At 48.2% G+C, this 23501-nt stretch carries 20 protein-coding genes, 1 tRNA gene and 3 rRNA genes; 14 read left to right on the forward strand and 10 right to left on the reverse strand.

The window, feature by feature from the left end; genetic code table 11:
- Positions 1-16: 16 nt before the first annotated feature.
- The 5 genes from dprA to hemF all read left to right on the forward strand — a co-directional run bounded on the left by dprA (position 17) and on the right by hemF (position 3853).
- Positions 17-1036: a DNA-processing protein DprA gene (gene dprA / locus AC5YB1_RS01905; RefSeq protein ID WP_494520499.1), complete on the forward strand. Its 1020-nt coding sequence runs from the start codon at positions 17-19 to the stop codon at positions 1034-1036.
- Positions 1037-1038: 2 nt separating this feature from the next.
- The gene (locus tag AC5YB1_RS01910) at positions 1039-1512 is read left to right on the forward strand and encodes a DUF494 family protein (RefSeq protein WP_475515315.1); all 474 of its coding nucleotides are present in this window, start codon (positions 1039-1041) and stop codon (positions 1510-1512) included.
- Between the two features lie 151 nt (positions 1513-1663).
- Positions 1664-2227 (forward strand): DNA topoisomerase family protein, encoded by a 564-nt coding sequence (locus AC5YB1_RS01915; RefSeq protein WP_110456821.1) that lies wholly within the window; start codon positions 1664-1666, stop codon positions 2225-2227.
- Positions 2228-2331: 104 nt separating this feature from the next.
- Entirely contained in the window at positions 2332-2889 is a 558-nt protein-coding gene (gene tsaC, locus AC5YB1_RS01920) for an L-threonylcarbamoyladenylate synthase type 1 TsaC (protein ID WP_494520500.1), read from the forward strand.
- Between the two features lie 46 nt (positions 2890-2935).
- On the forward strand, positions 2936-3853 hold the full coding sequence (gene hemF / locus AC5YB1_RS01925) for an oxygen-dependent coproporphyrinogen oxidase (protein ID WP_494520501.1): 918 nt from the start codon (positions 2936-2938) through the stop codon (positions 3851-3853).
- Between the two features lie 52 nt (positions 3854-3905).
- Here hemF and AC5YB1_RS01930 read toward each other — a convergent pair whose 3' ends face one another.
- Positions 3906-4334: a group II truncated hemoglobin gene (locus AC5YB1_RS01930; RefSeq protein WP_494520502.1), complete on the reverse strand. Its 429-nt coding sequence runs from the start codon at positions 4332-4334 to the stop codon at positions 3906-3908.
- Between the two features lie 188 nt (positions 4335-4522).
- On the opposite strand from AC5YB1_RS01930, the gene aroE reads away from it, so the two are divergent.
- Together aroE and AC5YB1_RS01940 are read left to right on the forward strand one after the other, a co-directional pair.
- Positions 4523-5341, forward strand: a complete 819-nt coding sequence (gene aroE, locus AC5YB1_RS01935) for a shikimate dehydrogenase (protein ID WP_494520503.1) — start codon at positions 4523-4525, stop codon at positions 5339-5341.
- Positions 5342-5399: 58 nt separating this feature from the next.
- Positions 5400-5669 (forward strand): DUF1488 family protein, encoded by a 270-nt coding sequence (locus AC5YB1_RS01940; protein WP_475515309.1) that lies wholly within the window; start codon positions 5400-5402, stop codon positions 5667-5669.
- Here AC5YB1_RS01940 and AC5YB1_RS01945 read toward each other — a convergent pair.
- Positions 5666-6223 carry a gamma carbonic anhydrase family protein gene (locus AC5YB1_RS01945; RefSeq protein ID WP_494520504.1) on the reverse strand — a complete coding sequence of 186 codons (558 nt, stop codon included), beginning with the start codon at positions 6221-6223 and terminating at the stop codon, positions 5666-5668. The two genes, AC5YB1_RS01940 and AC5YB1_RS01945, sit on opposite strands and share 4 nt — an antisense overlap.
- A 566-nt stretch (positions 6224-6789) precedes the next feature.
- Between AC5YB1_RS01945 and AC5YB1_RS01950 the strand changes: the two genes are divergently transcribed.
- The 4 genes from AC5YB1_RS01950 to AC5YB1_RS01965 all read left to right on the forward strand — a co-directional run bounded on the left by AC5YB1_RS01950 (position 6790) and on the right by AC5YB1_RS01965 (position 11977).
- Positions 6790-8336 (forward strand): 16S ribosomal RNA (locus AC5YB1_RS01950).
- Positions 8337-8675: 339 nt separating this feature from the next.
- Positions 8676-11569: ribosomal RNA gene (locus AC5YB1_RS01955) — 23S ribosomal RNA — on the forward strand.
- A gap of 137 nt (positions 11570-11706) precedes the next feature.
- A 5S ribosomal RNA gene (gene rrf / locus AC5YB1_RS01960) occupies positions 11707-11822 on the forward strand.
- The 16S, 23S and 5S rRNA genes sit together here with 1 tRNA gene alongside, the layout of an rRNA operon.
- 78 nt (positions 11823-11900) lie before the next feature.
- Positions 11901-11977, forward strand: a tRNA-Asp gene (locus AC5YB1_RS01965).
- Between the two features lie 709 nt (positions 11978-12686).
- Here the strand turns inward: AC5YB1_RS01965 and AC5YB1_RS01970 are convergent.
- The 8 genes from AC5YB1_RS01970 to AC5YB1_RS02005 form a co-directional block, all read right to left on the reverse strand.
- Positions 12687-13664 (reverse strand): alpha/beta fold hydrolase, encoded by a 978-nt coding sequence (locus AC5YB1_RS01970; RefSeq protein ID WP_494520505.1) that lies wholly within the window; start codon positions 13662-13664, stop codon positions 12687-12689.
- 132 nt (positions 13665-13796) lie between these two features.
- On the reverse strand, positions 13797-15878 hold the full coding sequence (flhA, locus tag AC5YB1_RS01975) for a flagellar biosynthesis protein FlhA (protein WP_494520506.1): 2082 nt from the start codon (positions 15876-15878) through the stop codon (positions 13797-13799).
- Positions 15879-15893: 15 nt separating this feature from the next.
- Positions 15894-17024: a flagellar biosynthesis protein FlhB gene (gene flhB, locus AC5YB1_RS01980; protein ID WP_494520507.1), complete on the reverse strand. Its 1131-nt coding sequence runs from the start codon at positions 17022-17024 to the stop codon at positions 15894-15896.
- Positions 17021-17800 (reverse strand): flagellar biosynthetic protein FliR, encoded by a 780-nt coding sequence (fliR, locus tag AC5YB1_RS01985; RefSeq protein WP_494520508.1) that lies wholly within the window; start codon positions 17798-17800, stop codon positions 17021-17023. The genes flhB and fliR overlap by 4 nt, the downstream gene beginning before the upstream one ends.
- Position 17801: 1 nt before the next feature.
- A complete protein-coding gene (gene fliQ / locus AC5YB1_RS01990) occupies positions 17802-18071 on the reverse strand; it encodes a flagellar biosynthesis protein FliQ (RefSeq protein WP_494520509.1) in 270 nt (89 codons plus the stop codon).
- A gap of 4 nt (positions 18072-18075) precedes the next feature.
- The gene (gene fliP, locus AC5YB1_RS01995) at positions 18076-18807 is read right to left on the reverse strand and encodes a flagellar type III secretion system pore protein FliP (RefSeq protein ID WP_494520510.1); all 732 of its coding nucleotides are present in this window, start codon (positions 18805-18807) and stop codon (positions 18076-18078) included.
- On the reverse strand, positions 18807-19163 hold the full coding sequence (gene fliN, locus AC5YB1_RS02000; RefSeq protein ID WP_110458447.1) for a flagellar motor switch protein FliN: 357 nt from the start codon (positions 19161-19163) through the stop codon (positions 18807-18809). Before fliN ends, fliP begins: the two co-directional genes overlap by 1 nt.
- Positions 19156-20037: a FliM/FliN family flagellar motor switch protein gene (locus tag AC5YB1_RS02005; RefSeq protein WP_494520511.1), complete on the reverse strand. Its 882-nt coding sequence runs from the start codon at positions 20035-20037 to the stop codon at positions 19156-19158. Before AC5YB1_RS02005 ends, fliN begins: the two co-directional genes overlap by 8 nt.
- Positions 20038-20924: 887 nt before the next feature.
- Between AC5YB1_RS02005 and AC5YB1_RS02010 the strand changes: the two genes are divergently transcribed.
- From AC5YB1_RS02010 to fliE, 3 genes are read left to right on the forward strand one after another with little or no spacing between them, the layout of a single operon-like run.
- The gene (locus AC5YB1_RS02010; protein ID WP_494520512.1) at positions 20925-21794 is read left to right on the forward strand and encodes an OmpA family protein; all 870 of its coding nucleotides are present in this window, start codon (positions 20925-20927) and stop codon (positions 21792-21794) included.
- 25 nt (positions 21795-21819) lie between these two features.
- Entirely contained in the window at positions 21820-23127 is a 1308-nt protein-coding gene (locus AC5YB1_RS02015) for a sigma-54 interaction domain-containing protein (RefSeq protein WP_494520513.1), read from the forward strand.
- A gap of 27 nt (positions 23128-23154) precedes the next feature.
- The gene (fliE, locus tag AC5YB1_RS02020) at positions 23155-23493 is read left to right on the forward strand and encodes a flagellar hook-basal body complex protein FliE (RefSeq protein ID WP_494520514.1); all 339 of its coding nucleotides are present in this window, start codon (positions 23155-23157) and stop codon (positions 23491-23493) included.
- The last annotated feature ends 8 nt before the right edge of the window (positions 23494-23501 follow it).

Consider the following 23501-nt stretch of genomic DNA (forward strand, 5'->3'; position numbering starts at 1 on the left):
ACAATTATTAAACTACATGGAAGTAGAGGAACTCAGGCATAGGCTAGAGCATGAACCGCATGCGCTACCTTTGCCTGAGAAACTGCTGAATCGCTCGTTCGCACCTGATTTTACCCGTGTTGAAGCGGCGCTCAACTGGCTGGCTAAAGCCGATAATCATCATATTATTTGTCAAACTTCTTCTCTTTATCCCAGTTTGTTGCTCGACATCAGTGATCCTCCGCCCCTGCTCTTTGTTAAAGGAGCACCGACCGCTTTACTGCATCCAAGTATTGCAGTGGTGGGCAGTCGCGCTGCATCTAAAACGGGGCTTTCAACCGCTTATCAATTGGCAACCGAGCTAAGCGATGCGCATATTGGCGTTACAAGTGGCATGGCTGCCGGTATTGATGGTGCGGCTCATCAGGCGGCGATTGATGCCAAGAAGCCTACGGTCGCTGTGCTGGGAACTGGGGTCGATGTGGTTTATCCTAAGCGCCATAGGACGTTATATCAGGCGATTGTGCAGCAAGGATGCGTGATCAGTGAGTTTTGGCCAGATATGAAACCTTATGCTGGTAACTTCCCTAAACGTAACCGTATAATTAGCGGCCTGTCGTTAGGTGTACTCGTGGTTGAGGCCACGCGTAAAAGTGGTTCCTTGATCACCGCTAGGTTGGCATTAGAGCAGGGGCGAGAAGTGTTTGCTGTGCCGGGGAATATTTTGGCCGGCGATCACCAAGGTTGTCATGATTTACTGCGTGATGGTGCCAAACTTGTCGAGTGTGCGGCCGATATTATTGAAGAGCTGGCACCTTTATCGAATTTTCACCTTGAAGAGTTGCATCGTCGCCACCATATAGGGGGGGAGTTAGCTTCTGATTTGCCATTTACCTCACTGTTAGCTAGTGTAGGTTATGAGGCCACACCATTAGATGTGGTGGTCGAACATAGTGGAAAAACGATAGAGCTAGTACTAGAGCAAATGCTTGAACTTGAACTGCAAGGTTGGGTTTCAGCGGTACCCGGTGGTTATATAAGACTTAAGAGGAGCTAGCCATGTTTGATATCCTCATGTATCTATTTGAAAACTATGTTCACGGTGAGGTTGAGCTGTTGGTCGACGAGGATGAGTTGACGCAAGAGTTAACCCGCGCTGGTTTTCATCAGTCTGCAATTATCAAGGCCTTGTCTTGGTTAGAGCATTTGGCTTCATTGCAAGAAAGCGATCAGCCCTATTTGTGCAATCATGATCAACATTCATTTCGTATTTATACTCAAGATGAGATGGAAAAACTCGATGTCGAATGTCGAGGCTTTCTGCTGTTTTTAGAGCAGATAAAAGTATTGAGCGTCGAAACCCGTGAGATGGTGATCGATCGCGTCATGGAACTGGATGAACCTGTACTGATTTTAGAAGATCTCAAGTGGGTTATCTTAATGGTATTATTTAATGTGCCTGGTAACGAATCTGCTTATGAGCAGATGGAAGATCTGATTTTTGAGCAGCCAGATGGTCGGTTCCATTCATAATCGATACAGCAATGGCAACACATTAAGGAGGCGATAGCCTCCTTTTTGAGTTTAAATCACCATAGGTTTAGTGGCAGATGATCATTGATTAACATCATACCCTAGGGATTAAAATACCTGAGTATCAGCAACGGCGCCCATTGAGGAAAGCATGTCTAAAATAGATCAACAACTGTTTAGCTCTCACGAGCACGCGTTAGAAAAAGAGTATGAACTCTGCCCTAAGTGTGGCTGTGAGTTGTCGATAAAAAACAGTAAGCATGGTGGGTTTGTCGGTTGTAATAATTACCCCTCTTGCGATTACACTCGGCCGTTGGTGCATCATGAGTCGATAGAGAGTCAGGTCATTGAGGGGTCTGAATGCCCTGACTGTGGTGCTGAGTTAGCGGTTAAATCCGGTCGTTTTGGTATTTTTATCGGGTGTACTCGTTATCCCGAGTGCACTCATATTGAAAAGCATGATCATGACGACGAGCAGGCGCAGATTGCTTGTCCCAGTTGTAAAAAAGGAGTCATAGAGCATAGAACCAGTCGTTTCGGTAAAACATTTTACGCCTGTAGCGCTTACCCTAAATGCAAATTCTTAGTCAATTATCCTCCAGTGGCAGAAACCTGCCCTGACTGTGGGTTTGGTATCTTGGTCGAGCGTAAAGGCGCGGCCGGTATGCGTGTGGAATGCCCGCAAAAGGCATGTAAATATAAACGCCCTTTATAGGCGCTTATGTTTACAGCGTTGTCAGTATTAGCCATCTCTGTATAATCTCGACTCATTGAAAATGATAATGCGTCTAAATAAGTTCGACGAGAAGGTTAGGCTAAATGTTGCAGCAAGATCCCCATGCGGTAGTTGATGTTGTTTTACAAGGCGGTGTAATCGCGTACCCAACAGAGGCGGTATATGGCTTAGGTTGCGATCCTGATAATGACAGCGCCATTCAAAAGTTGCTTGAATTAAAGCAAAGGCCTTGGCAAAAAGGGCTGATCTTAGTGGCTAGCGATTTTTCACAGCTAAAGCCCTATATTGACGAATCGCAGCTTAGTGCCGAGCAGTTGCAACAAGTATTCGACAAATGGCCTGGGCCCTTCACCTTTATCATGCCCATTAAACCTAACTTATCTCAGTTACTCTGCGGCCAATTTAATTCATTGGCGGTAAGGGTCTCTAATCATCCCGGTGTACAAGCCTTATGCCAAGCTCTGGGTAAACCCATTGTTTCGACCAGCGCCAATTTGACGGGCCAAGATCCTGCGATGACGGCAGCAGAGGTGATTTTGCAGTTTGATGGCAAAATCGATGCGCTGGTTACAGGCGAGTTAGGCCGTGAGCTAAAGCCTTCGACGATAATCGATGCCATTAGCGGCAAGATTTTGAGATAAAACCGCTTTTACGTTGAATCAGATAAAACCATAACAAGGACTAAATATGAGTAAGCCAACTACCAGTGAGGTCAAAGCATTCCTACTCGGTCTGCAACAGCAGATATGCGAAGGTTTAGAGCGCCTCGATGGTAAGGCTGAGTTTATTGCTGACTCTTGGACGCGAGAAGAGGGTGGCGGCGGAACCAGTCGTGTGATGACCGATGGACAAGTGTTCGAACAGGCCGGGGTTAATTTTTCCCATGTGACAGGAGCCGCCATGCCTGCATCGGCCACGGCGCATCGTCCTGAGTTGGCGGGCCGTAGTTTCGAAGCGATGGGCGTGTCATTGGTTATTCATCCCAAAAATCCTTATATCCCAACCACACACGCTAATGTTCGTTTCTTTATTGCCGAAAAAGAGGGCGCCGATCCAGTATGGTGGTTTGGTGGTGGGTTCGACCTCACTCCTTATTATCCGTTTGAAGAAGATGTCATTGGTTGGCATCAAAGTGCCAAAGAGTTATGTGAGCCTTTTGGCGATGATGTTTATCCTAAATACAAGAAATGGTGTGATGACTATTTCTTCTTGCCACATCGCAACGAAACCCGTGGTGTTGGTGGCTTGTTCTTTGATGATCTCAATGAGCAAGGTTTCGATACGAGCTTTGCCTTTATGCAGGCGGTGGGTAATGGGTTTTTAAACGCCTATGCGCCTATAGTTGAACGCCGCAAAAACACTGAATATGGTGAGCGCGAGCGTAACTTCCAGCTTTATCGTCGCGGGCGCTATGTCGAGTTTAATTTAGTGTATGACCGAGGCACCTTATTTGGGCTGCAAACCGGTGGTCGTACCGAGTCTATTTTGATGTCGATGCCGCCATTAGTGCGTTGGCAATATGCTTACACCCCTGAAGAGGGTAGCCCTGAGGCGCTGCTTTATAGCGATTACCTCGCGCCAAGAGATTGGTTAGGCGCTAAGTAACACAGTAAAAAGGAGCTAATAAGCTCCTTTTTTGTGGGTTATTACGTCATCTTTATCGATTACGCATATGGTCGGCAAGAGTCGATATGGCTTGATAGATGGCTTCTCTATGCTGCGGCTGCTTAATCTCTAGCTCAATAGCGCGTTTCATACACAGTAACCATTGATCGCGCATGTCACTATCGATAGCAAAAGACATATGCCTTGCCCTAAGAGCAGGATGACCGTATTTTTGCTCAAACAGCGGTGGGCCACCTAGCCAGCCACTTAAAAACTCAAACAGTTTCTGCTCCGATTCGGCTATAGGTGAGCGATGCATCGCTAACAGCGCCTGAGTTTCAGGATTGCTCTGCATCTGCACATAAAACTGTTTTGCTAATGCCGCAATGACTTTCTCACCACCGATACGATCGTAAGCATTCGACTGCTGTGGATCTCGTTGCTCCTGCTTTTTAGATATTAACTTTGTTAACCACTTCATTGCCAAAACTGCCATTACCTTAGCGTTGTTATATGTAGCGCACACTAGCTTATCCGCTCAAAGCGATCAACCAGCGCCTTTAGTCCTTCAATGGCAGCTTATAAATAAGTAACACTTGGTTTTTTGGCTTTGATTCACAGATAAAGCATGGGTAGACTGATGCCATCGTCAAAAAACTGAGTCAATCGATGACAGACAGATATGCCGTATTGGGTAATCCAATAGGTCACAGTAAATCGCCCGCGATTCATCAAGCGTTTGCCGCAGCCACAGGGCAAGTATTAAGTTATGAAGCGATACTCGCGCCAATCGATGGCTTTGAGTCTTGTTTACGGCAATTTATTGCTAATGGTGGCAAAGGGGCCAATGTTACCGTGCCTTTTAAGGAGCAGGCATTTGCCTTATGCGATGAACTTAGCGAAGAGGCCAAACTGGCTGGCGCAGTGAACACCTTAAGCGTATTAAAAGGCGGTCGATTAAGAGGTGACAATACCGATGGCATCGGGCTGGTTGCCGATCTGCAGCGTCATATCGGCAAGCTTCATGGCAAGAAAGTATTACTCGTGGGTGCTGGTGGTGCGGCAAGAGGCTCTATCCTTCCTCTACTGAATAGTGGCATCGACTCGATAGTTATCCATAACCGTACCCACGAGAAAGCTACCGCTTTAGCCAAGCTATTTGCTCCCTTTGGCGATATTCAGGCTAAGGGACTAGATGAGCTAGAGCAGCCTTTTGATCTGGTGATTAACTCCACATCATCGAGCCTAAGCGGTGAAGCTCCTGCATTACCAAGCTCGGTAATCGGTACTCATACCGCTTGTTACGACATGATGTATGCCAAGCAGCTTACTGCCTTTAATCTGTGGGCGCGGGAGCAAGGTGCTAAGCAAGTGATTGATGGTCTCGGGATGCTTGTCGGCCAAGCGGCTATAAGCTTTGCCTTGTGGCGTGGCGTCGAGCCTGATGTTACCCCAGTACTCGCTAGCTTGCGCGAGCAATTAAGCTAGCACTAGGCGCAGTAAAACCTGTAATTTAGTAATTTTTTAAAGTGGTAAAGGGTAGGGCATGAATCAAAGCGTCATATTTAGCGACAGTTGCCAATGGGATGCAGAGCGCAGCGCCATTCATTTTGTCGCGCAGCAACAAGGGATGACGATCGACTGTTACATTGACCTAGCGGTATTACAGGGACTATCAGGTACGGAAGGGGGGCAGCCACAGCAGGCTATCGACCTGTTTGAACAATTTCGTTTCGATATAGAGGATAAGGCACAAGAGCTCATCGACCAGGAAGCGGTCGATGAGCAGGGCTGTTTAGTGATTAATTCAATTTAAGTCGGTAAGTTCTGTAGCGCTTCTTCTATATACTCATTCTTCAACCGCACATAGTTGTCGGCCGATTGCGGTAAGAAGTTCAATTCATCTTGGGTCAAGGCTCTGATCTTTTTCGCAGGGCTTCCCACATAAAGGTGGCCTTTCTCAAGCGTCTTATTAGGAGGAACCAAAGAGCCCGCTCCCAAGATCACATCATCTTCAATGATCGCCCCATCTAGAATAATCGCTCCCATACCAATGAGAATACGATCCCCCAACTGACAACCATGCAGCATGGCTTTATGGCCAATAGTGACATCATCGCCAATAATCAACGGATGACCCTGCGGACGCGCGGCCGATTTACGGGTCACGTGCAATACAGTGCCGTCTTGAATATTAGAGCGCTTACCAATTCTTATTTGGTTCACATCGCCACGAGCTGCCACTAAAGGCCAAACACTAGCATCGGTATCTAAAAAAATGTCGCCAACTAATACACAAGCTTGGTCAATATAGACGCTGTTATCAAACTGCGGGCTGATACCCTTATAAGATCGTAAACAATTTGCCATTGGGTAGTCCTTAAAACGGCTAAAATAGCGAGAATCTAGCAGTATAATGGGTAAAAAGTAGCTAGTCAGGCTAAAAAGTATTCAAACAGTGCAAAAGTAATAGTTTTCTTTAAAAAAGCCCTTGCGCGTAATCGATAACGCCCTATAATGCGCCCCACTGACACGGCAAACAGCGTCGCTAAGCGACATGAATGCAGTGACTCAGCAAGTTGAGTTTAAAGTGAACAAGTTGAAAAACTTATTGAAAATCACTTGACGCCAACAGCGGGGCGTGTAGAATACGCATCCCTAAGCCAACGACCTAGCGTCAACGGCAGCTGACTTAACGCATTAATTGCTCTGATGTTAGCAACGCTCTTTAACAAGATGGAACAAGAAATCTGTGTGGACACTCACAGGTGTTGAGTTAATCGAAATTGCCTAACTTTCGGGTTGGCAATCAAAGAATTAAATCAATGTAACGATGAGTGTTCATAGCAATATGTACAAACGTTTTTAAGATTCTTCCGAGTCTTTTAAACGGAATCAGAATTCATTGAGCCGAATCGCAAGATTCAACAAAACTTTAATTGAAGAGTTTGATCATGGCTCAGATTGAACGCTGGCGGCAGGCCTAACACATGCAAGTCGAGCGGTAACAGGGAGAAAGCTTGCTTTCTTTGCTGACGAGCGGCGGACGGGTGAGTAATGCCTAGGGAACTGCCCAGTCGAGGGGGATAACAGTTGGAAACGACTGCTAATACCGCATACGCCCTACGGGGGAAAAGAGGGGACCTTCGGGCCTTCTGCGATTGGATGTACCTAGGTGGGATTAGCTAGTTGGTGAGGTAATGGCTCACCAAGGCGACGATCCCTAGCTGTTCTGAGAGGATGATCAGCCACACTGGGACTGAGACACGGCCCAGACTCCTACGGGAGGCAGCAGTGGGGAATATTGCACAATGGGCGCAAGCCTGATGCAGCCATGCCGCGTGTGTGAAGAAGGCCTTCGGGTTGTAAAGCACTTTCAGCGAGGAGGAAAGCTTAAGCGTTAATAGCGTTTAGGTGTGACGTTACTCGCAGAAGAAGGACCGGCTAACTTCGTGCCAGCAGCCGCGGTAATACGAGGGGTCCAAGCGTTAATCGGAATTACTGGGCGTAAAGCGTACGCAGGCGGTTTGTTAAGCGAGATGTGAAAGCCCCGGGCTCAACCTGGGAATTGCATTTCGAACTGGCAGACTAGAGTCTTGTAGAGGGGGGTAGAATTTCAGGTGTAGCGGTGAAATGCGTAGAGATCTGAAGGAATACCGGTGGCGAAGGCGGCCCCCTGGACAAAGACTGACGCTCAGGTACGAAAGCGTGGGGAGCAAACAGGATTAGATACCCTGGTAGTCCACGCCGTAAACGATGTCTACTCGGAATTTGGTGTCTTGAACACTGGGTTCCCAAGCTAACGCATTAAGTAGACCGCCTGGGGAGTACGGCCGCAAGGTTAAAACTCAAATGAATTGACGGGGGCCCGCACAAGCGGTGGAGCATGTGGTTTAATTCGATGCAACGCGAAGAACCTTACCTACTCTTGACATCCAGAGAATTCGCTAGAGATAGCTTAGTGCCTTCGGGAACTCTGAGACAGGTGCTGCATGGCTGTCGTCAGCTCGTGTTGTGAAATGTTGGGTTAAGTCCCGCAACGAGCGCAACCCTTATCCTTATTTGCCAGCACGTAATGGTGGGAACTTTAGGGAGACTGCCGGTGATAAACCGGAGGAAGGTGGGGACGACGTCAAGTCATCATGGCCCTTACGAGTAGGGCTACACACGTGCTACAATGGCAAGTACAGAGGGTTGCAAAGCCGCGAGGTGGAGCTAATCTCACAAAGCTTGTCGTAGTCCGGATTGGAGTCTGCAACTCGACTCCATGAAGTCGGAATCGCTAGTAATCGTGGATCAGAATGCCACGGTGAATACGTTCCCGGGCCTTGTACACACCGCCCGTCACACCATGGGAGTGGGCTGCACCAGAAGTAGATAGCTTAACCTTTCGGGGAGGGCGTTTACCACGGTGTGGTTCATGACTGGGGTGAAGTCGTAACAAGGTAGCCCTAGGGGAACCTGGGGCTGGATCACCTCCTTACCTATACGACTAACTCAATATTTGCTGAGTGTTCACACAGATAACTTGTTCTTGTTAGAGCAGGTGGCACGTCTTAACGGCGATGCTTGTTCTTTAAAAATTTGGAAAGCTGATAGTGTTAATGTGAAAGGGATAGTGACGTACTTGTACGTGATTATTTGTAGCATTGACGCGAAAATTAAAATTGAGTTCTCAAACACTTAAATCAAGTGCCGAGTCATTGTAATGATGATTCATGAGTATTCTTTTGGCGAAAGTAAACACCATTAGTTGCGATACAACATCAAGCTTACCCGCTTGATAAAGTTTGTTTCCTTGTGAAACTCATTTGGGTTGTATGGTTAAGTGACTAAGCGTATACGGTGGATGCCTTGGCAGTCAGAGGCGATGAAGGACGTAGTAACTTGCGAAAAGCGTTGGCGAGCTAGTAACAAGCATTTGAGCTAACGATGTCCGAATGGGGAAACCCACATGCATAAGCATGTATCACAACATGAATACATAGTGTTGTGAGGCGAACCCGGGGAACTGAAACATCTAAGTACCCGGAGGAAAAGAAATCAACCGAGATTCCCCTAGTAGCGGCGAGCGAACGGGGATTAGCCCTTAAGCGTAGAGGGTGTTAGTGGAATGTGTTGGAAAGCACAGCGGCACAGGGTGATAGCCCCGTACATGAAAACTAACTTTACGTGAAAACGAGTAGGACGGGACACGTGACATCTTGTCTGAACATGGGGGGACCATCCTCCAAGGCTAAATACTCCTGACTGACCGATAGTGAACCAGTACCGTGAGGGAAAGGCGAAAAGAACCCCTGTGAGGGGAGTGAAATAGAACCTGAAACCGTATACGTACAAGCAGTGGGAGCGGTTCTTGAGACCGTGACTGCGTACCTTTTGTATAATGGGTCAGCGACTTACATTTTGTAGCGAGGTTAAGCGAATAGCGGAGCCGTAGGGAAACCGAGTGTTAACTGCGCGTTTAGTTGCAAGGTGTAGACCCGAAACCCGGTGATCTAGCCATGGGCAGGTTGAAGGTTGAGTAACATCAACTGGAGGACCGAACACACGTATGTTGAAAAATGCGGTGATGACTTGTGGCTGGGGGTGAAAGGCCAATCAAACCGGGAGATATCTGGTTCTCCTCGAAAGCTATTTAGGTAGCGCCTCGAGCGAATACCATTGGGGGTAGAGCACTGTTAAGGCTAGGGGGTCATCCCGACTTACCAACCCTTTGCAAACTCCGAATACCAATGAGTACTACTCGGGAGACACACGGCGGGTGCTAACGTCCGTCGTGAAAAGGGAAACAACCCAGACCATCAGCTAAGGTCCCAAAGTTATTGCTAAGTGGGAAACGATGTGGGAAGGCTTAGACAGCTAGGATGTTGGCTTAGAAGCAGCCATCATTTAAAGAAAGCGTAATAGCTCACTAGTCGAGTCGGCCTGCGCGGAAGATTTAACGGGGCTAAGCAATACACCGAAGCTATGGGTACTAGCGCTTGCGCTAGTGCGGTAGAGGAGCGTTCTGTAAGCCGTTGAAGGTGAAGGGGTAACCCACGCTGGAGGTATCAGAAGTGCGAATGCTGACATGAGTAACGATAAAGGGGGTGAAAAACCCCCTCGCCGAAAGACCAAGGGTTCCTGTCCAATGTTAATCAGGGCAGGGTGAGTCGACCCCTAAGGCGAGGCCGAAAGGCGTAGTCGATGGGAAACAGGTTAATATTCCTGTACTTCTGCTAACTGCGATGGAGAGACGGAGAAGGCTAGGCTAGCGCGGCGTTGGTTGTCCGCGTTTAAGGCTGTAGGTGGTGCACTTAGGCAAATCCGGGTGCACATACACTGAGAGTTGATGACGAGGTTCTACGGAACTGAAGTAGTTGATGCCATGCTTCCAGGAAAATCTTCTAAGCTTCAGGTTAGCAGGAATCGTACCCCAAACCGACACAGGTGGTTGGGTAGAGAATACCAAGGCGCTTGAGAGAACTCGGCTGAAGGAACTAGGCAAAATGGTACCGTAACTTCGGGAGAAGGTACGCTCCTGTTGGTGATGAGACTTGCTCTCTAAGCTGACGGGAGTCGCAGATACCAGGTGGCTGCAACTGTTTATCAAAAACACAGCACTGTGCAAACTCGCAAGAGGAAGTATACGGTGTGACGCCTGCCCGGTGCCGGAAGGTTAATTGATTGGGTTATCTTCGGAGAAGCTCATGATCGAAGCCCCGGTAAACGGCGGCCGTAACTATAACGGTCCTAAGGTAGCGAAATTCCTTGTCGGGTAAGTTCCGACCTGCACGAATGGCGTAATGATGGCCACGCTGTCTCCAGCCGAGACTCAGTGAAGTTGAAATTGCGGTGAAGATGCCGTATACCCGCGGCTAGACGGAAAGACCCCGTGAACCTTTACTATAGCTTGGCACTGAACATTGACCCTACATGTGTAGGATAGGTGGGAGACTTTGAAGCAGGAACGCCAGTTCTTGTGGAGTCAACCTTGAAATACCACCCTTGTAGTGTTGATGTTCTAACTCTGGCCCCTGAATCGGGGTTGAGGACAGTGCCTGGTGGGTAGTTTGACTGGGGCGGTCTCCTCCCAAAGAGTAACGGAGGAGCACGAAGGTTGGCTAAGTACGGTCGGACATCGTACGGTTAGTGCAATGGCATAAGCCAGCTTAACTGCGAGACATACACGTCGAGCAGGTGCGAAAGCAGGTCATAGTGATCCGGTGGTTCTGAATGGAAGGGCCATCGCTCAACGGATAAAAGGTACTCCGGGGATAACAGGCTGATACCGCCCAAGAGTTCATATCGACGGCGGTGTTTGGCACCTCGATGTCGGCTCATCACATCCTGGGGCTGAAGTCGGTCCCAAGGGTATGGCTGTTCGCCATTTAAAGTGGTACGCGAGCTGGGTTCAGAACGTCGTGAGACAGTTCGGTCCCTATCTGCCGTGGGCGTTGGATGATTGAAGGGAGCTGCTCCTAGTACGAGAGGACCGGAGTGGACGAACCGCTGGTGTTCGGGTTGTCATGCCAATGGCATTGCCCGGTAGCTACGTTCGGAATCGATAACCGCTGAAAGCATCTAAGCGGGAAGCGAGCCCTAAGATGAGTCATCCCTAGGACTTTAAGTCCTCTAAAGGGCCGTAGGAGACTACTACGTTGATAGGCAAGGTGTGTAAGCGTTGTGAGGCGTTGAGCTAACTTGTACTAATGACCCGTGAGGCTTAACCATACAACCCAAAAGGGTTTCCAGTTAATGGTTAACTTTAGCGAAAGAATACCGACACTTGATTTAGTGTGACTCAAATTTAATATCTCTTGCTTCTTGAAATACAGAATTGAGAGCAGCTTTTCAAATTTCCGAATTTGTCTGGAAACCATAGCATTGTGGTACCACCTGATCCCATCCCGAACTCAGAAGTGAAACGCAATCGCGCCGATGGTAGTGTGGGGTCTCCCCATGTGAGAGTAGGTCATTTCCAGACGCCTAATAAGCTCAATAGAGCACGTCTCCTAGCCATGACACGCTAGCGACGATAAAAGAATTTAGACTTCGGTCTAAAGGAGCGGTAGTTCAGTTGGTTAGAATACCGGCCTGTCACGCCGGGGGTCGCGGGTTCGAGTCCCGTCCGCTCCGCCAACATTACGATAAGCCCTTAGCAGCAATGCTAAGGGTTTTTTCGTATTTATTTCTCAGAGAAATGATAACGATGGTACTAAGTGTAGTGCGTAAGTCGTTGCTAAAGCAGCGGTCACTCTCGATCATCCATGGTCTACGTGACATTGGTGCATTCATGCACTTAGTCGTTCAGCTGGAACAACTATGTTGCCGACATTGTTTGGCATTTACCCACCCCTAGGGGCTGACTCTTTATAAACAGAAATCCGCCTGCATTCTGCCAATAGCCAGTTCGACTCAATATATCCCTATATAAAAGCCAGTTCAGTATCCTTGTTTCTCATTCGCTAGCATTTGGCTGTCGCCAAGTTCACCCTAGCTCTCGTTCATAAGCTTATTACTACGTCATATTTCCCCTGTCTATTTCGCTGTCTATATACCCTACTCCATGTTGGTCGAATGTTTTTGTTAAGCGGGTAAGGATGCCCTGTGATGGCTCGAAGCGGTATCTGCGGATAAGCTGGTGAATATCGAGCCACTATTTCGATAAGTTTAGGGCTGTTTTTAATGCCATTGATATGACTGAGTGGCTCAATGCAGATGGGGGCGGTGGTTTATGACTGCGTATATCTGTATGTAGATAAAGCCAATGGAGAGCGGTGAGCGATGTTTACCGCTGGTTTATTGGGGTAGCCCTTATTGGGTTATGACTACCCCAAAGTGATGGGGTTTAGGCGTATTGTTGGAAAAAGTCAAATAGGCTGTTAAGGGCGTTATTGCGGATGCTGTCGCTCTCAAACAGTATTTCGTGCCGCGCGCCATGGATAATAACTCGCTGGGCATTCTCCCCTATTGCCCTGTCTTGTGCCGAGTTATCGACTATGGTGTCTTCATCTGCTTGCAGAATTAACGTGGGGACAGTACTGTGTTTGACGCTGTTAACGCAGTATTCAGCAGCCTTAATTGACTCGGTTAGCCAGCGATTGGTGGGTGAGCCTAACTGTAATTCGGGGCGCTCGGTATAGAGCTGTTGGTAACGCTGATAGCGTATTCGACAATGAGTAAGCTCATTTTTTTCAAAGGCTACCTGGCGATAGTTGCACCCGCCAGGTACATAGTTGGGTTCGCCATCTCGTCTGAATTTGTCTAACCAAGTGGCAAGCCAGAGGACCGCCGGTTTAGGCGCGGGTAACCGTATGCCATACATGGGCGCAGAAAATGCAGCCGCGCTAAAGGTGTGAGGATTACGTGCGACATACAGGCTACTGATGGCGCAGCCCATGGAATGCCCCAGCAAAAAAAGAGGGCTCTCTTGTGCTTGTGCGGGTAGGACAACCTGTTCGATAAATTTTTCAAAGTCATCAACATAGTCATCAAAATGCTCGACATGTCCCTTATGAGGATTCAATGTCAGCCGACTAGAGAGTCCTTGTCCTCGGTGATCCAGAGCATAAACATTGTAACCTTGCTGATAGCAATCGTAGATCACTTCTTGGTACTTAAGGTAAGACTCGACGCGGCCATTACTGAGCACTAGGGTGCGCTTATGGCTGGGATGAGTCACTGCCATATAAGCCAGTGTGATCTCTGGGCTGACCGTCAGTTCACCAGTGGTTATTTGTTGCCAAAAACGTTGTAATTGGGGGGAGGTAAGCGTGTGCTCACTGCTGTAAGGATGAGGTATTACTGAGCCAGTTGTCGGTGTCATAGGGGTTACAGTCATTGAGTGAGCAAGATAAAAGTGGGTGCATTATAAGCTCATGAGTGTAACAGAGATAAGCTTATGATGGCGATCAATCTTGCGTGCTAGCCTTGGGACTCACCAAGGCTAGCGGCTAGGTTAACCGAGTTGCCCAGCGATCATCAGTTCTTTGGTTTCAGGCACTTCGTTATAGGAGAGTACATGTAGTCCTCTGGCAAAAGCCAGTGCATAACGAGCCAGCAGCGGCCTTAGTTGTGGCGATACCAGTAAGATAGGGCTGTGACCTTTCTCTTTGGTCTCGCTCAGCAGTTGTGGCATGCGCTGTTGTAGCTGGGCGAGTAAACTCGGTTCTACCGGAAAACTGTCGAGTGCCACTTTGCCCTGTTGCTGCGACTGGTTGAGTGCGGTCATCAGGGTTTGCTCTAATTCCGGCGCTAGGGTCAGTACATTCAATTTGGCACTGGTGCCCACTATCTGTTGTAAGATGCTGTTGCGCAATGCACAGCGAACATCGGCGGCCAGTAATACGGGATCTTTGGTCTGCTCGCTGCACTCAAGTAACGTGGTGGCGATGGTGCGAATATCTTTTAACGGCACCTGCTCTTTTAACAGCAAACGAAATACTTTCAGTAATTGCACCGGAGTTAACGCCGTGGTTAAGGATTCTGCCAGTTTAGGCGCTTGTTTACTGAGGCGATCGCTCAGATGCATAATATCATCGTGTTGCAATAAGTCGGCCAGCGATTCTCGTAGCTGTTTGCTCACATGGGTGGCAATAACAGTCGCGTTGTCGACCACCGAGTAGCCTAAATTCAACGCCTTGGCTTTAATATCCGTGTCTATCCAAACCGCATCCATTTGATAGGCTGGTTCGACCGTTAAGATACCATCAATTTTGCCATAGACTGGACCACTTTTAATGGCCATAAGACGATCGGGTTCTAACTCGGCATAGGCCACCTGAGTGCCCATAAAATTGATTTGATAGGCATTAGGGGCAAGAGTGAGGTTGTCTCGCACCCGCACTTCTGCAAGCAAGAAGCCTGCTTGTTCTGACAAGGTGCGTCTAATCCCGGTGAGGCGTTTTTGCAGTTCGGCGCCCTTGGTCTTTTCCACTAAATGCACTAGACGATAGCCAAGGCGAACCTCGATAATATCTGTGTAGGGCAGCGCGTCCCAGCTCGGTGCCGAGGGCTCAGTGAGGGTGTTCTCAATGGTTTCATCAGCGCTACTCTCGGCAATGGGCGTCACATTACGGCTTTGTCGCCATGAGGCGAACCCCAGTAACAGTGCAAACGACAGGAACACCGCTGCTGGCATGCCAGGGGTAATGCCTAAGATAAACATCACCACTGCCGCAGTCGCTAAAGTCTTTGGGTTAGCCAGTAGTTGCCGCGTTAACTGCGCCGGCATCTCTTCAGCATCAGAGACGCGGGTCACTATGATGGCTGCCGCTGTGGCTAACAATAGTGAGGGGATCTGGGCAACTAGGCCGTCACCTATGGTGAGTAGCGCGTAAGTTTTAAAGGCATCGGCGGCACTGAGATCGTGCATAAAGATACCGATACTGATACCACCAATAATGTTGATCGCGAGGATCAACAGGCCGGCAATGGCATCACCACGGACAAACTTAGAGGCACCGTCCATCGAACCATAGAAATCGGCTTCTCTGGCGACATCTTGGCGGCGGATGCGGGCCTGTTCATGGGTGAGGGTGCCTGCATTAAGATCGGCATCAATCGCCATCTGTTTACCGGGCAAGGCATCGAGTGTAAAGCGCGCAGATACCTCAGAAATACGTTCGCCACCTTTAGTGATCACTACAAAGTTGATGATCATTAAGATGAGGAAGATTACCGCACCGACAACATAGTTGCCGCCAATGACCACTTCACCAAAAGCTTGAATGACTCGACCTGCAGCATCGCCACCTTCATGGCCTTCAATTAACACCACTCGGGTGGATGCCACGTTCAGTGTCAAGCGCATCAAGGTGGCTAGCAGTAGGAGCGTTGGGAATACCGAAAACTCCAATGGCCGGCGGATCGACACACTCACCAACAACACCATCACCGCAAGGACGATGTTGAAGGTAAAGAGGACGTCGAGCAACCAAGGTGGTAGCGGCAAAATCACCATCGCCAGAATCGCCAGCAGCATCACAGGGATGCCGATAGCGCTATAGTTTCCTGAAAAGGTGCGTGATAGCCAGTTCATAGGTTAAGCAATCCTTTAATCGTGTCGTAAATGTGGAGGAATGAAGAAATGAGGCAAAGGCTCAGGCTTTTGTTGTTTGCCTTGGCGAGACGCCTTAATCTGCATTACATAGCTAAGTACATGGGCAATCGCGGTAAATAGCGCAGCCGGAATTTGTTGATCGACCTGTGTCGTATGATAGATAGCGCGGGTAAGCGCCGGGATCTCAATCACTTCGATATTATGTTGCTTGGCGAGCTTACGCATATACAGGGCTAACTCTTCGGTGCCCTTAGTGATAACGTAAGGGGCATCAGCCAAGTTGGGGTCATACTTTAAGGCCACCGCATAATGGGTGGGGTTAACCAAGAGCACATCGGCTTTTGGAATCACGGTATCGGCACGAGAGCGCGCCATACGTTGTTGTAATTGACGTATTTTGGCCTTAATTTCGGGCTTACCTTCCTGCTGCTTATGTTCATCTTTAAGATCTTGATGAGACATGCGCAGCTCTTTACGGTGATGCCAATATTGATAGGGCACATCAATCAGCGCGATGGCCAGCAGACCTGTACCTAAATAAAGCATCCCTTCCGATAGCAGGGTCATACCGCGGCTAATCGCCTCGTCGATGGGCAGCTGACTGTAGTTCAGCAGCTCTTGTAAATGACTACTTAAAAACGTAAACATGATGCCGATCAACAACACAATTTTAAGCACAGACTTAAGCAGCTCGACCAAGGATTGCACCGAGAAGATGCGACCAATGCCAGAGACAGGATCGATGCGGCTATATTTAAATCCCGCATTACTAAAGCTCAATAGGGGGCCACCGGGCAGGGCGCCAGCCACGGCAGCCAATAGTGCCACCATAATAAACAGCGGCCCCAATAGCTCGAGCATATGCATCAGGCTCGCGCCTAAGTGGCGTGTCATCATATCTGGCTGGTTAAGATCGGCCTTGGTCAGGTACATATTGTATTTGAGCAGCTCTTTGACTTTCTCGGCAAACCAGTCGGCACTGCTGGTGAGCATCAAAGAACAGCTAATGATCAGTGCCGCTGCCGCCAGATCTTTCGATCGCGGTACCTGGCCCTCTTCTCTGGCCTTGCGCAGTTTCTGCTGGGTGGGTTCCTCGGTTTTATCGTGCTTATCGTCCTGACTCATGCACTGCCACCAATAAATTGATACATAGCGGTGAGCGCATCGAGGCAGACATCGCTGTAGCGACTAGGGATACCACTGAAAGAGAGTAATACGCACAGCAAGCCCATCAGCATGGTCATCGGAAAACCCAGCGAAAAAATATTCAACGAGGGTGCGGCGCGGCTTAATACGCCAAAGGTAATGTTAACCATCAACATGGCTAATACTGCCGGAATCGCCAGCATTAATGACGCCGAAAATAGCCAGCCAACGCGATTAACCAGTCCCATTAACGGCAGATCAAAAATGCCAGTGCCAACTGGCCACAGACGAAAGCTGTCGACCAGTATGCCAATCGCGACTAAGTGACCATCTAAGGCTAGGAAGATTAAGGTGCCAAACATCAAAAACCATTGGCTTAAAATCGGATTAGAGTTGCCATTAGCCGGATCATTCATAATGGCCATCGCCAAGCCCATCTGCAGTGACATGATAGTGCCCAGCATGCTCATCACGTGCAGTAAGATGCTGAGAAACAACCCCAGCATAAAGCCAATTAATAACTGTTCAATCGCCAGTAACAGCGCGCCAACCGAGACGGCATCCACCTGAGGCACGGGGGGCAGCATAGGGCCTAGCAGCGCGGCCAAGCAGAATGCCAGTAAAATCCTCACCGTCACAGGTACGAAGGCATTACCCAGCAACGGCATCACGATAAATGCCCCCATTAGGCGACAAAAAGGCCACCAGAAGCTGCCAATCATGGTGCTGATCTCGATTGAAGTGAGCGAAAGCATGTCAGCCTATGATGTGGGGAATGTTCATAAATAACTGGTCGAAGAAATCCATTAGTTTCTGAATTAACCAATGGCCAGCAAAAAGTACCATTAACAGGGTCAAGACCAAGCGGGGTAAGAAACTCAAGGTTTGTTCATTGACCTGAGTTGCCGCTTGGAATACGGCGATCAACAAGCCCAGCACTAGGCCGGGGGTCACGAGCACCATCACCATGGCGACCACAAGGTACATGGCATCGGCAAATAAAACCGTGAGTTGGTTGGTATCCATGACGTTACCCAAAACTCGCGGTCAGGGTACTGACCGTCATCGACCAGCCATCAACCAAAACAAAGATCATCAGCTTAAATGGCAGCGAAATGATCAGTGGCGACAACATCATCATCCCCATAGACATCAGCACGCTGGCCACGACCAAGTCGATCACTAAAAAGGGTAAAAATAACAAAAAGCCAATTTGAAATGCCGTTTTTAGCTCGCTCAGCACAAAGGCGGGCATTAGCACAAAAAAGGGCACATCTGCCGCTTTAAGATTGGTAGGTTCACCCGCAATCTTAAGCATCTGCTCTAAGTCGGTTTCTCGGGTTTGTGCCAGCATAAACTGACTCAAGGGCACTTTGGCAATAGCGACCGCTTCGGTTAGTTCAAGCTGACCTTGATCATAAGGCAGGTAGGCATCTTGATAGATACGCTCCCCCACCGGGTGCATGATAAAAATCGTTAGCACCAGTGCAATCCCGATAAGCACCTTATTCGGTGGGCTCTGCTGTAAGCCTAATGCCTGTCTTAAAATGGCCAATACGACGACGATGCGCGTAAAGCTGGTCATCATCATTAGCAGCGCAGGCAACAGGCTTAGCGCTGTCATCAGCGCTAAGATCTCCAGCTTTATATTGACGGCTTGGCTCTCTTGAGCCCCATCGAGCGTGAGTAATGTGAGGCCATCAGCGGCAAATGCCTGAGGCGCTAAAAGGCATAGGCACAGTATCAACGCTCGCAGTAGCATTAGTCGCTTGCTCCGCCTAAACCGATATCTTCCACTTCAAGTAGACGTACACCGTAGCGTCCGCCCACCTCAACCACTTCACCCTTACCTAGCAGTGCACCGTTGACTCTGATATCTAAGGGCTCACCCACCATACGGTCTAAGGCAATCACGTCGCCTTCACCCATGCGGGTCAGCTCACCAAGACACATCTCTGCACTGGCCAATTCAAGGGTGACCTGCACAGGAAGCTGTTGAAAGAATGAGATATCTTTCAATGGTTTATTTTGAGCCTTAGGCGTTGAAAAGTTATCTTCGGCGAAAATGTCATCGTCGAGTAAAAACTCGTCATTCGATAGTAAGTCCTGTTCAGCCAATGTTGCTGTCCTCATGTTGAAATATATCTTGGGTCAATTTGGCGACCATTTGGCCTTCGTGACTATGCACAGAAGCCTGGAATAAGGGGCGGTTACCCACATTAAGCTGGCCCTTAGGGTTTAAATTCATTGGCAGTATGTCGCCAACGTTAAGCTGATTAAGCGAGCGCACTGGCATGGCGTGCTGGCCTAAGGTCATCTGCAGTTTAATGGGTAATTGTTGTAGCCAAAGTTCGAGCTTTTTCGCCAGATCTTTGTTGACGACAGGCTCCTTAGGCTGCTCAGCCATCAAGCCGAGTAAGTGTTCGGTCATGCAAAACAGCATAGGTGGTACGAAACGTTCTTTGCCCAGTTCGATAGACCAGACTGCTGGCGCATCGAGTGTCATTGGTGGTTTCACCAATTCAAGTTCAATCTGCTCAGCGTCCATTGCCGTCATAGGTAGTGCATTTAAGGTGTGTACCAATAAGTTTTTCACTAGTCTGAACTCAGACTGGCAGGGCTCACGCAGCGGTGAGCTCAGAGGCGTGGCTAGGCTACCGTAATAGCAACTGGCCAGCTGATCTAAAGTGCAGCTATCGATGCGCCACCAACCTAGGGTCGTTTGTTGATAGCGGCACACAAACCAGGCATGGTAATGCTCAGGCTGCTGCGGATTATCTTGCTCTGTCAGCGTCACGTTATGCGCAGGGCCATGACCATTACGGATTAAGGGCGCCAGTACTGCATTGATGGCATCAAGTAATGGTCTGCGGCTAAGGACCAACTGCTGCAGTAAGCGTGCTCGAGCAAGTTTCTCTTGTACGAGCATCACTGGCCTAACCTTGTGGCCCGAGCCTGCCTTAAGTAGGCGAGATTTCGTCGTTGTTTTCATTTTTTCTCCGCATTGAAAGCAAGGTTCGCCTAACTGCTCACGCTAAGTACTGATTTAAAAGTTTTGATTTAAAAAGGACAAATACTAAAAATAACTCACATTAGCCTTGTTATGTCATTCGTTTGCTCAAAATCAAAAAGTGAGCAATGGATCACACTTTAAAAATAAAACCTAATATAGGGTTTGTTTTATTTTTGCTCATCACTTTCGATTCGTTTGTTAGATAAAGTTTACCGATTGATCATTAGTGAACATCTCATTATCAACTAGCTATTTTTATCATTAAATAAGCGCCAAATTTTTGTCGATAGTTATTTTATTGACTCTTTAAATGTCATCTTTTTATATTTAAAGTGCAGTCCTTCTTAATTGGGCGCTAAACATACCAGTCAAGTATGTCGGTTTCAATATTAAAAGATCACCCATAGTGAACTATTTTTTAATCAGTGTGTAATTGACATAATATCTGTCATACTAGTAAAGTACTTTGCGTTTATATCGGGCAACTCTCGATAAGAGGCCTAAAGTAGTGTTAATCACTACTTTTTGAAAGATAAGGTTTTTTTCTAAATTATTGGTCGTTATATTCCCAGTGGACTAGGTATTAATTAATGAATCAACTAATTGATTTTCATTGATTGATTACTAGTTTTTTTTTGGGTAAAAAATCGTCAGAATATATAGGTTGATTAATCTGAGTTAATTTATATCGCTTTATCACTTTGTTATTAAGCGTTTGGGTGACTTATTTGATGTTTGCGTGGATTAATTTGCGATGGACCGCGTTACTAGTTTTTAACAAATTGTGTTCCAGAGTAATTATTGCCAAAGATTAAGCTTTAGGAGTGTCGATCACGCCATAAGAATAAAAGGCATTGAGGTTGTTTATGCGTGGTTTTGTTAGTTTTTCTTTACTCTTATTGTTGGTATTGTCGGCCCCAGTCGCAATCGCGAATCCTAATCTGACCGTTTATAAGACGCCGCTTGAAAAAGCTCAGTGGCTGTTCGAAGGTGATCGCTTTGGCTGTGAGTTACGCCACCCGGTTATGGGTTTTGGTGAAATGGCGCTCGTCGCTCAGCCAGGCCAGCCGATTCGTTTAGTACTCAATGCCGATTGGCTGGCGCTTAACGATTTAGGTATTACCGCCAGTATCGAACCTTCTGCATGGCAGTCTCAGACCAGTATTTTGGCCCACACCACCTTACAAGGTCAGGGGAAAAGCGCAGTAAGCACCGCCTCTGCTGATCTCTTTCTCGAAGCATTAGAAAGTAATTATGCGTGGCAAATGTTGCTCGTCGAGCAAGGTGAGTTGCTGTATCAAATTGACTCCAGCGCAGTATCGACCCAAGCGGGAGCGCGCGCGATGAGCCAGTGCATACGTAATTTGCTACCCAAGCCTTTTTCTTATGTTCGCCAGCGTGAATTGTTGTTTGCCAAAGGTTCAGACACCTTAACGGCGTCACAGTTGGCCGACATCAAAGCGATCGCCGCCTACGTTAAGGTTGATAAACAGATTAACCAAATTTTGGTCGATGGTCATGCCGACAGCAACGGCGATCGACTGGCGAACTTGATGTTAAGCAGACAACGCAGTGACGAAGTGGTCGCACGCTTGATTGAGCAGGGGATAAGTCGCGCCATGATACAGGTGCGCAGTCATGGCATTCGCTACCCCAAAAGCAGCAACATATCTGAGGCGGGTCGACAGGCCAATCGCAGAGTCAGCATACGTTTAGTTAAGCAGACCTCAAAGTGATAGGTTCCAATTGGAGAGCATCGATATGAATACCCTCAGTATTAGAACCCTAGGCATTGAGCTGCCAGATGAAATCCAGCAACAGTTGTTTAGTGCTGGATTTAGTTTATGGCAACAAAGCACTAGTCAGCCTTGGTTAACCTTGGTTAACTTATCACAGTGTGATCCCACCGAAGTGGCTGCGCAACTCACCCATTATCAAACCGCAAACCTGGTGGCACTGTTAGCGCCAGAGCAAAGTGAATTAGCCGCAGCGGCGATGCAAGCTGGCGCGCAGGATTACTTATTACTGCCAGTGATTGGCGAGTCGCTATTTGCGCTGTTAAACCGGTTACGCCGTCTCGAGCAGCCCGACACCAGTTTGGTTGTCGCTGCAGCCGTAAGCCGCCAGCTATTGATGTTAGCGCATCGCGCCGCCGCAACCGAGGCCAGCGTCCTGCTTTGTGGTGAGAGCGGCACAGGTAAAGAGCCACTCGCTCATTATATTCATCGCCACTCATCACGAGCCAATAAGGCATTTGTGGCCATAAACTGCGCGGCCATTCCTGAGAGCATGTTGGAATCGGTACTGTTTGGTCACGTCAAAGGGGCCTTCACCGGCGCTGTATGTGATAAAGCGGGTAAATTTGAACAGGCCAACGGTGGCACCTTGCTACTCGATGAAATAGGCGAAATGCCACTGCTGTTGCAAGCGAAATTATTGCGAGTATTACAAGAGCGCGAAGTCGAACGCTTGGGTGGTAATCAGCTGATCCCGTTAAATATCAGATTAATCGCCTCGACCAATAAAGACTTACGTAAAGCCGTTGAGATGGGCAGCTTCAGAGAAGACCTCTTCTATCGCCTGGACGTGTTACCGCTAACCATTTCACCGCTGCGTGAACGCAAGGCCGATATTTTACCCTTAGCCGAACATTTTTTATGTTTATACGACACCCCTGAGTCGGCGGCGCCGTGCTACTTCAGCGAACCGGCAAAACAGCTATTAATGGCACACGATTGGCCGGGCAATGTACGTGAGTTAGAAAACTGTATTCAACGCGCGTTAGTGATGCGCCGCGGCCAGGCGATACAAGCGGCAGAGTTAGGCTTAGCCGTTGAGCTGCTGATGTCACCAGAGCCTACAGACAATGGCGATGGCCTCAAGGCGTCTAAGCGTCAGGCAGAGTTTCAATATATCGTCGACATCCTCAAACGTTTCAATGGTAATCGTAACCAAAGTGCCGATGCACTAGGGATGACCACGCGAGCGCTGAGGTACAAGTTGGCACAAATGCGCGAGTCGGGCATCGACGTCGATCAATTACTACAACGTGCTGGTCAAGCGGCATGAAGCAACTAAAGAAAAATAGGAATTGTTATGGTTAATGGGACGCACGTCAGCTCGACTGGACTACTCGACACCCTGAGCGTGCATCGTGAGATTGCCAAGGGAGCCATCAATATTAGCGCCAATCCTGCCGATAATGGCATGGCTGTTGGATCATTTACCGAGTTGATGAAACACAAAATCTCGGCGATAAACCAAGATCAAAACCACTCATCAATGATGATGAAAGCGGTAGATAGCGGCAAGAGCGACGACTTGGTAGGTGCCATGGTCGCGTCACAAAAGGCTAGCCTATCCTTTTCGGCCATGATGCAAATCCGTAATCGATTGGTGCAAGCCTTCGACGATGTAATGAAGATGCCTTTGTAAGGAAATTG

The sequence above is a fragment of the Shewanella sp. 433 genome (genome assembly GCF_059338565.1).

Bases quoted from the DNA above. Each gene is read 5' to 3' on its own strand.
- dprA (WP_494520499.1), top strand. From the start codon at position 17: ATGGAAGTAGAGGAACTCAGGCATAGGCTAGAGCATGAACCGCATGCG.
- AC5YB1_RS01910 (WP_475515315.1), top strand. From the start codon at position 1,039: ATGTTTGATATCCTCATGTATCTATTTGAAAACTATGTTCACGGTGAG.
- AC5YB1_RS01915 (WP_110456821.1), top strand. From the start codon at position 1,664: ATGTCTAAAATAGATCAACAACTGTTTAGCTCTCACGAGCACGCGTTA.
- tsaC (WP_494520500.1), top strand. From the start codon at position 2,332: ATGTTGCAGCAAGATCCCCATGCGGTAGTTGATGTTGTTTTACAAGGC.
- hemF (WP_494520501.1), top strand. From the start codon at position 2,936: ATGAGTAAGCCAACTACCAGTGAGGTCAAAGCATTCCTACTCGGTCTG.
- AC5YB1_RS01930 (WP_494520502.1), bottom strand. From the start codon at position 4,334: ATGAAGTGGTTAACAAAGTTAATATCTAAAAAGCAGGAGCAACGAGAT.
- aroE (WP_494520503.1), top strand. From the start codon at position 4,523: ATGACAGACAGATATGCCGTATTGGGTAATCCAATAGGTCACAGTAAA.
- AC5YB1_RS01940 (WP_475515309.1), top strand. From the start codon at position 5,400: ATGAATCAAAGCGTCATATTTAGCGACAGTTGCCAATGGGATGCAGAG.
- AC5YB1_RS01945 (WP_494520504.1), bottom strand. From the start codon at position 6,223: ATGGCAAATTGTTTACGATCTTATAAGGGTATCAGCCCGCAGTTTGAT.
- AC5YB1_RS01970 (WP_494520505.1), bottom strand. From the start codon at position 13,664: ATGACACCGACAACTGGCTCAGTAATACCTCATCCTTACAGCAGTGAG.
- flhA (WP_494520506.1), bottom strand. From the start codon at position 15,878: ATGAACTGGCTATCACGCACCTTTTCAGGAAACTATAGCGCTATCGGC.
- flhB (WP_494520507.1), bottom strand. From the start codon at position 17,024: ATGAGTCAGGACGATAAGCACGATAAAACCGAGGAACCCACCCAGCAG.
- fliR (WP_494520508.1), bottom strand. From the start codon at position 17,800: ATGCTTTCGCTCACTTCAATCGAGATCAGCACCATGATTGGCAGCTTC.
- fliQ (WP_494520509.1), bottom strand. From the start codon at position 18,071: ATGGATACCAACCAACTCACGGTTTTATTTGCCGATGCCATGTACCTT.
- fliP (WP_494520510.1), bottom strand. From the start codon at position 18,807: ATGCTACTGCGAGCGTTGATACTGTGCCTATGCCTTTTAGCGCCTCAG.
- AC5YB1_RS02005 (WP_494520511.1), bottom strand. From the start codon at position 20,037: ATGAAAACAACGACGAAATCTCGCCTACTTAAGGCAGGCTCGGGCCAC.
- AC5YB1_RS02010 (WP_494520512.1), top strand. From the start codon at position 20,925: ATGCGTGGTTTTGTTAGTTTTTCTTTACTCTTATTGTTGGTATTGTCG.
- AC5YB1_RS02015 (WP_494520513.1), top strand. From the start codon at position 21,820: ATGAATACCCTCAGTATTAGAACCCTAGGCATTGAGCTGCCAGATGAA.
- fliE (WP_494520514.1), top strand. From the start codon at position 23,155: ATGGTTAATGGGACGCACGTCAGCTCGACTGGACTACTCGACACCCTG.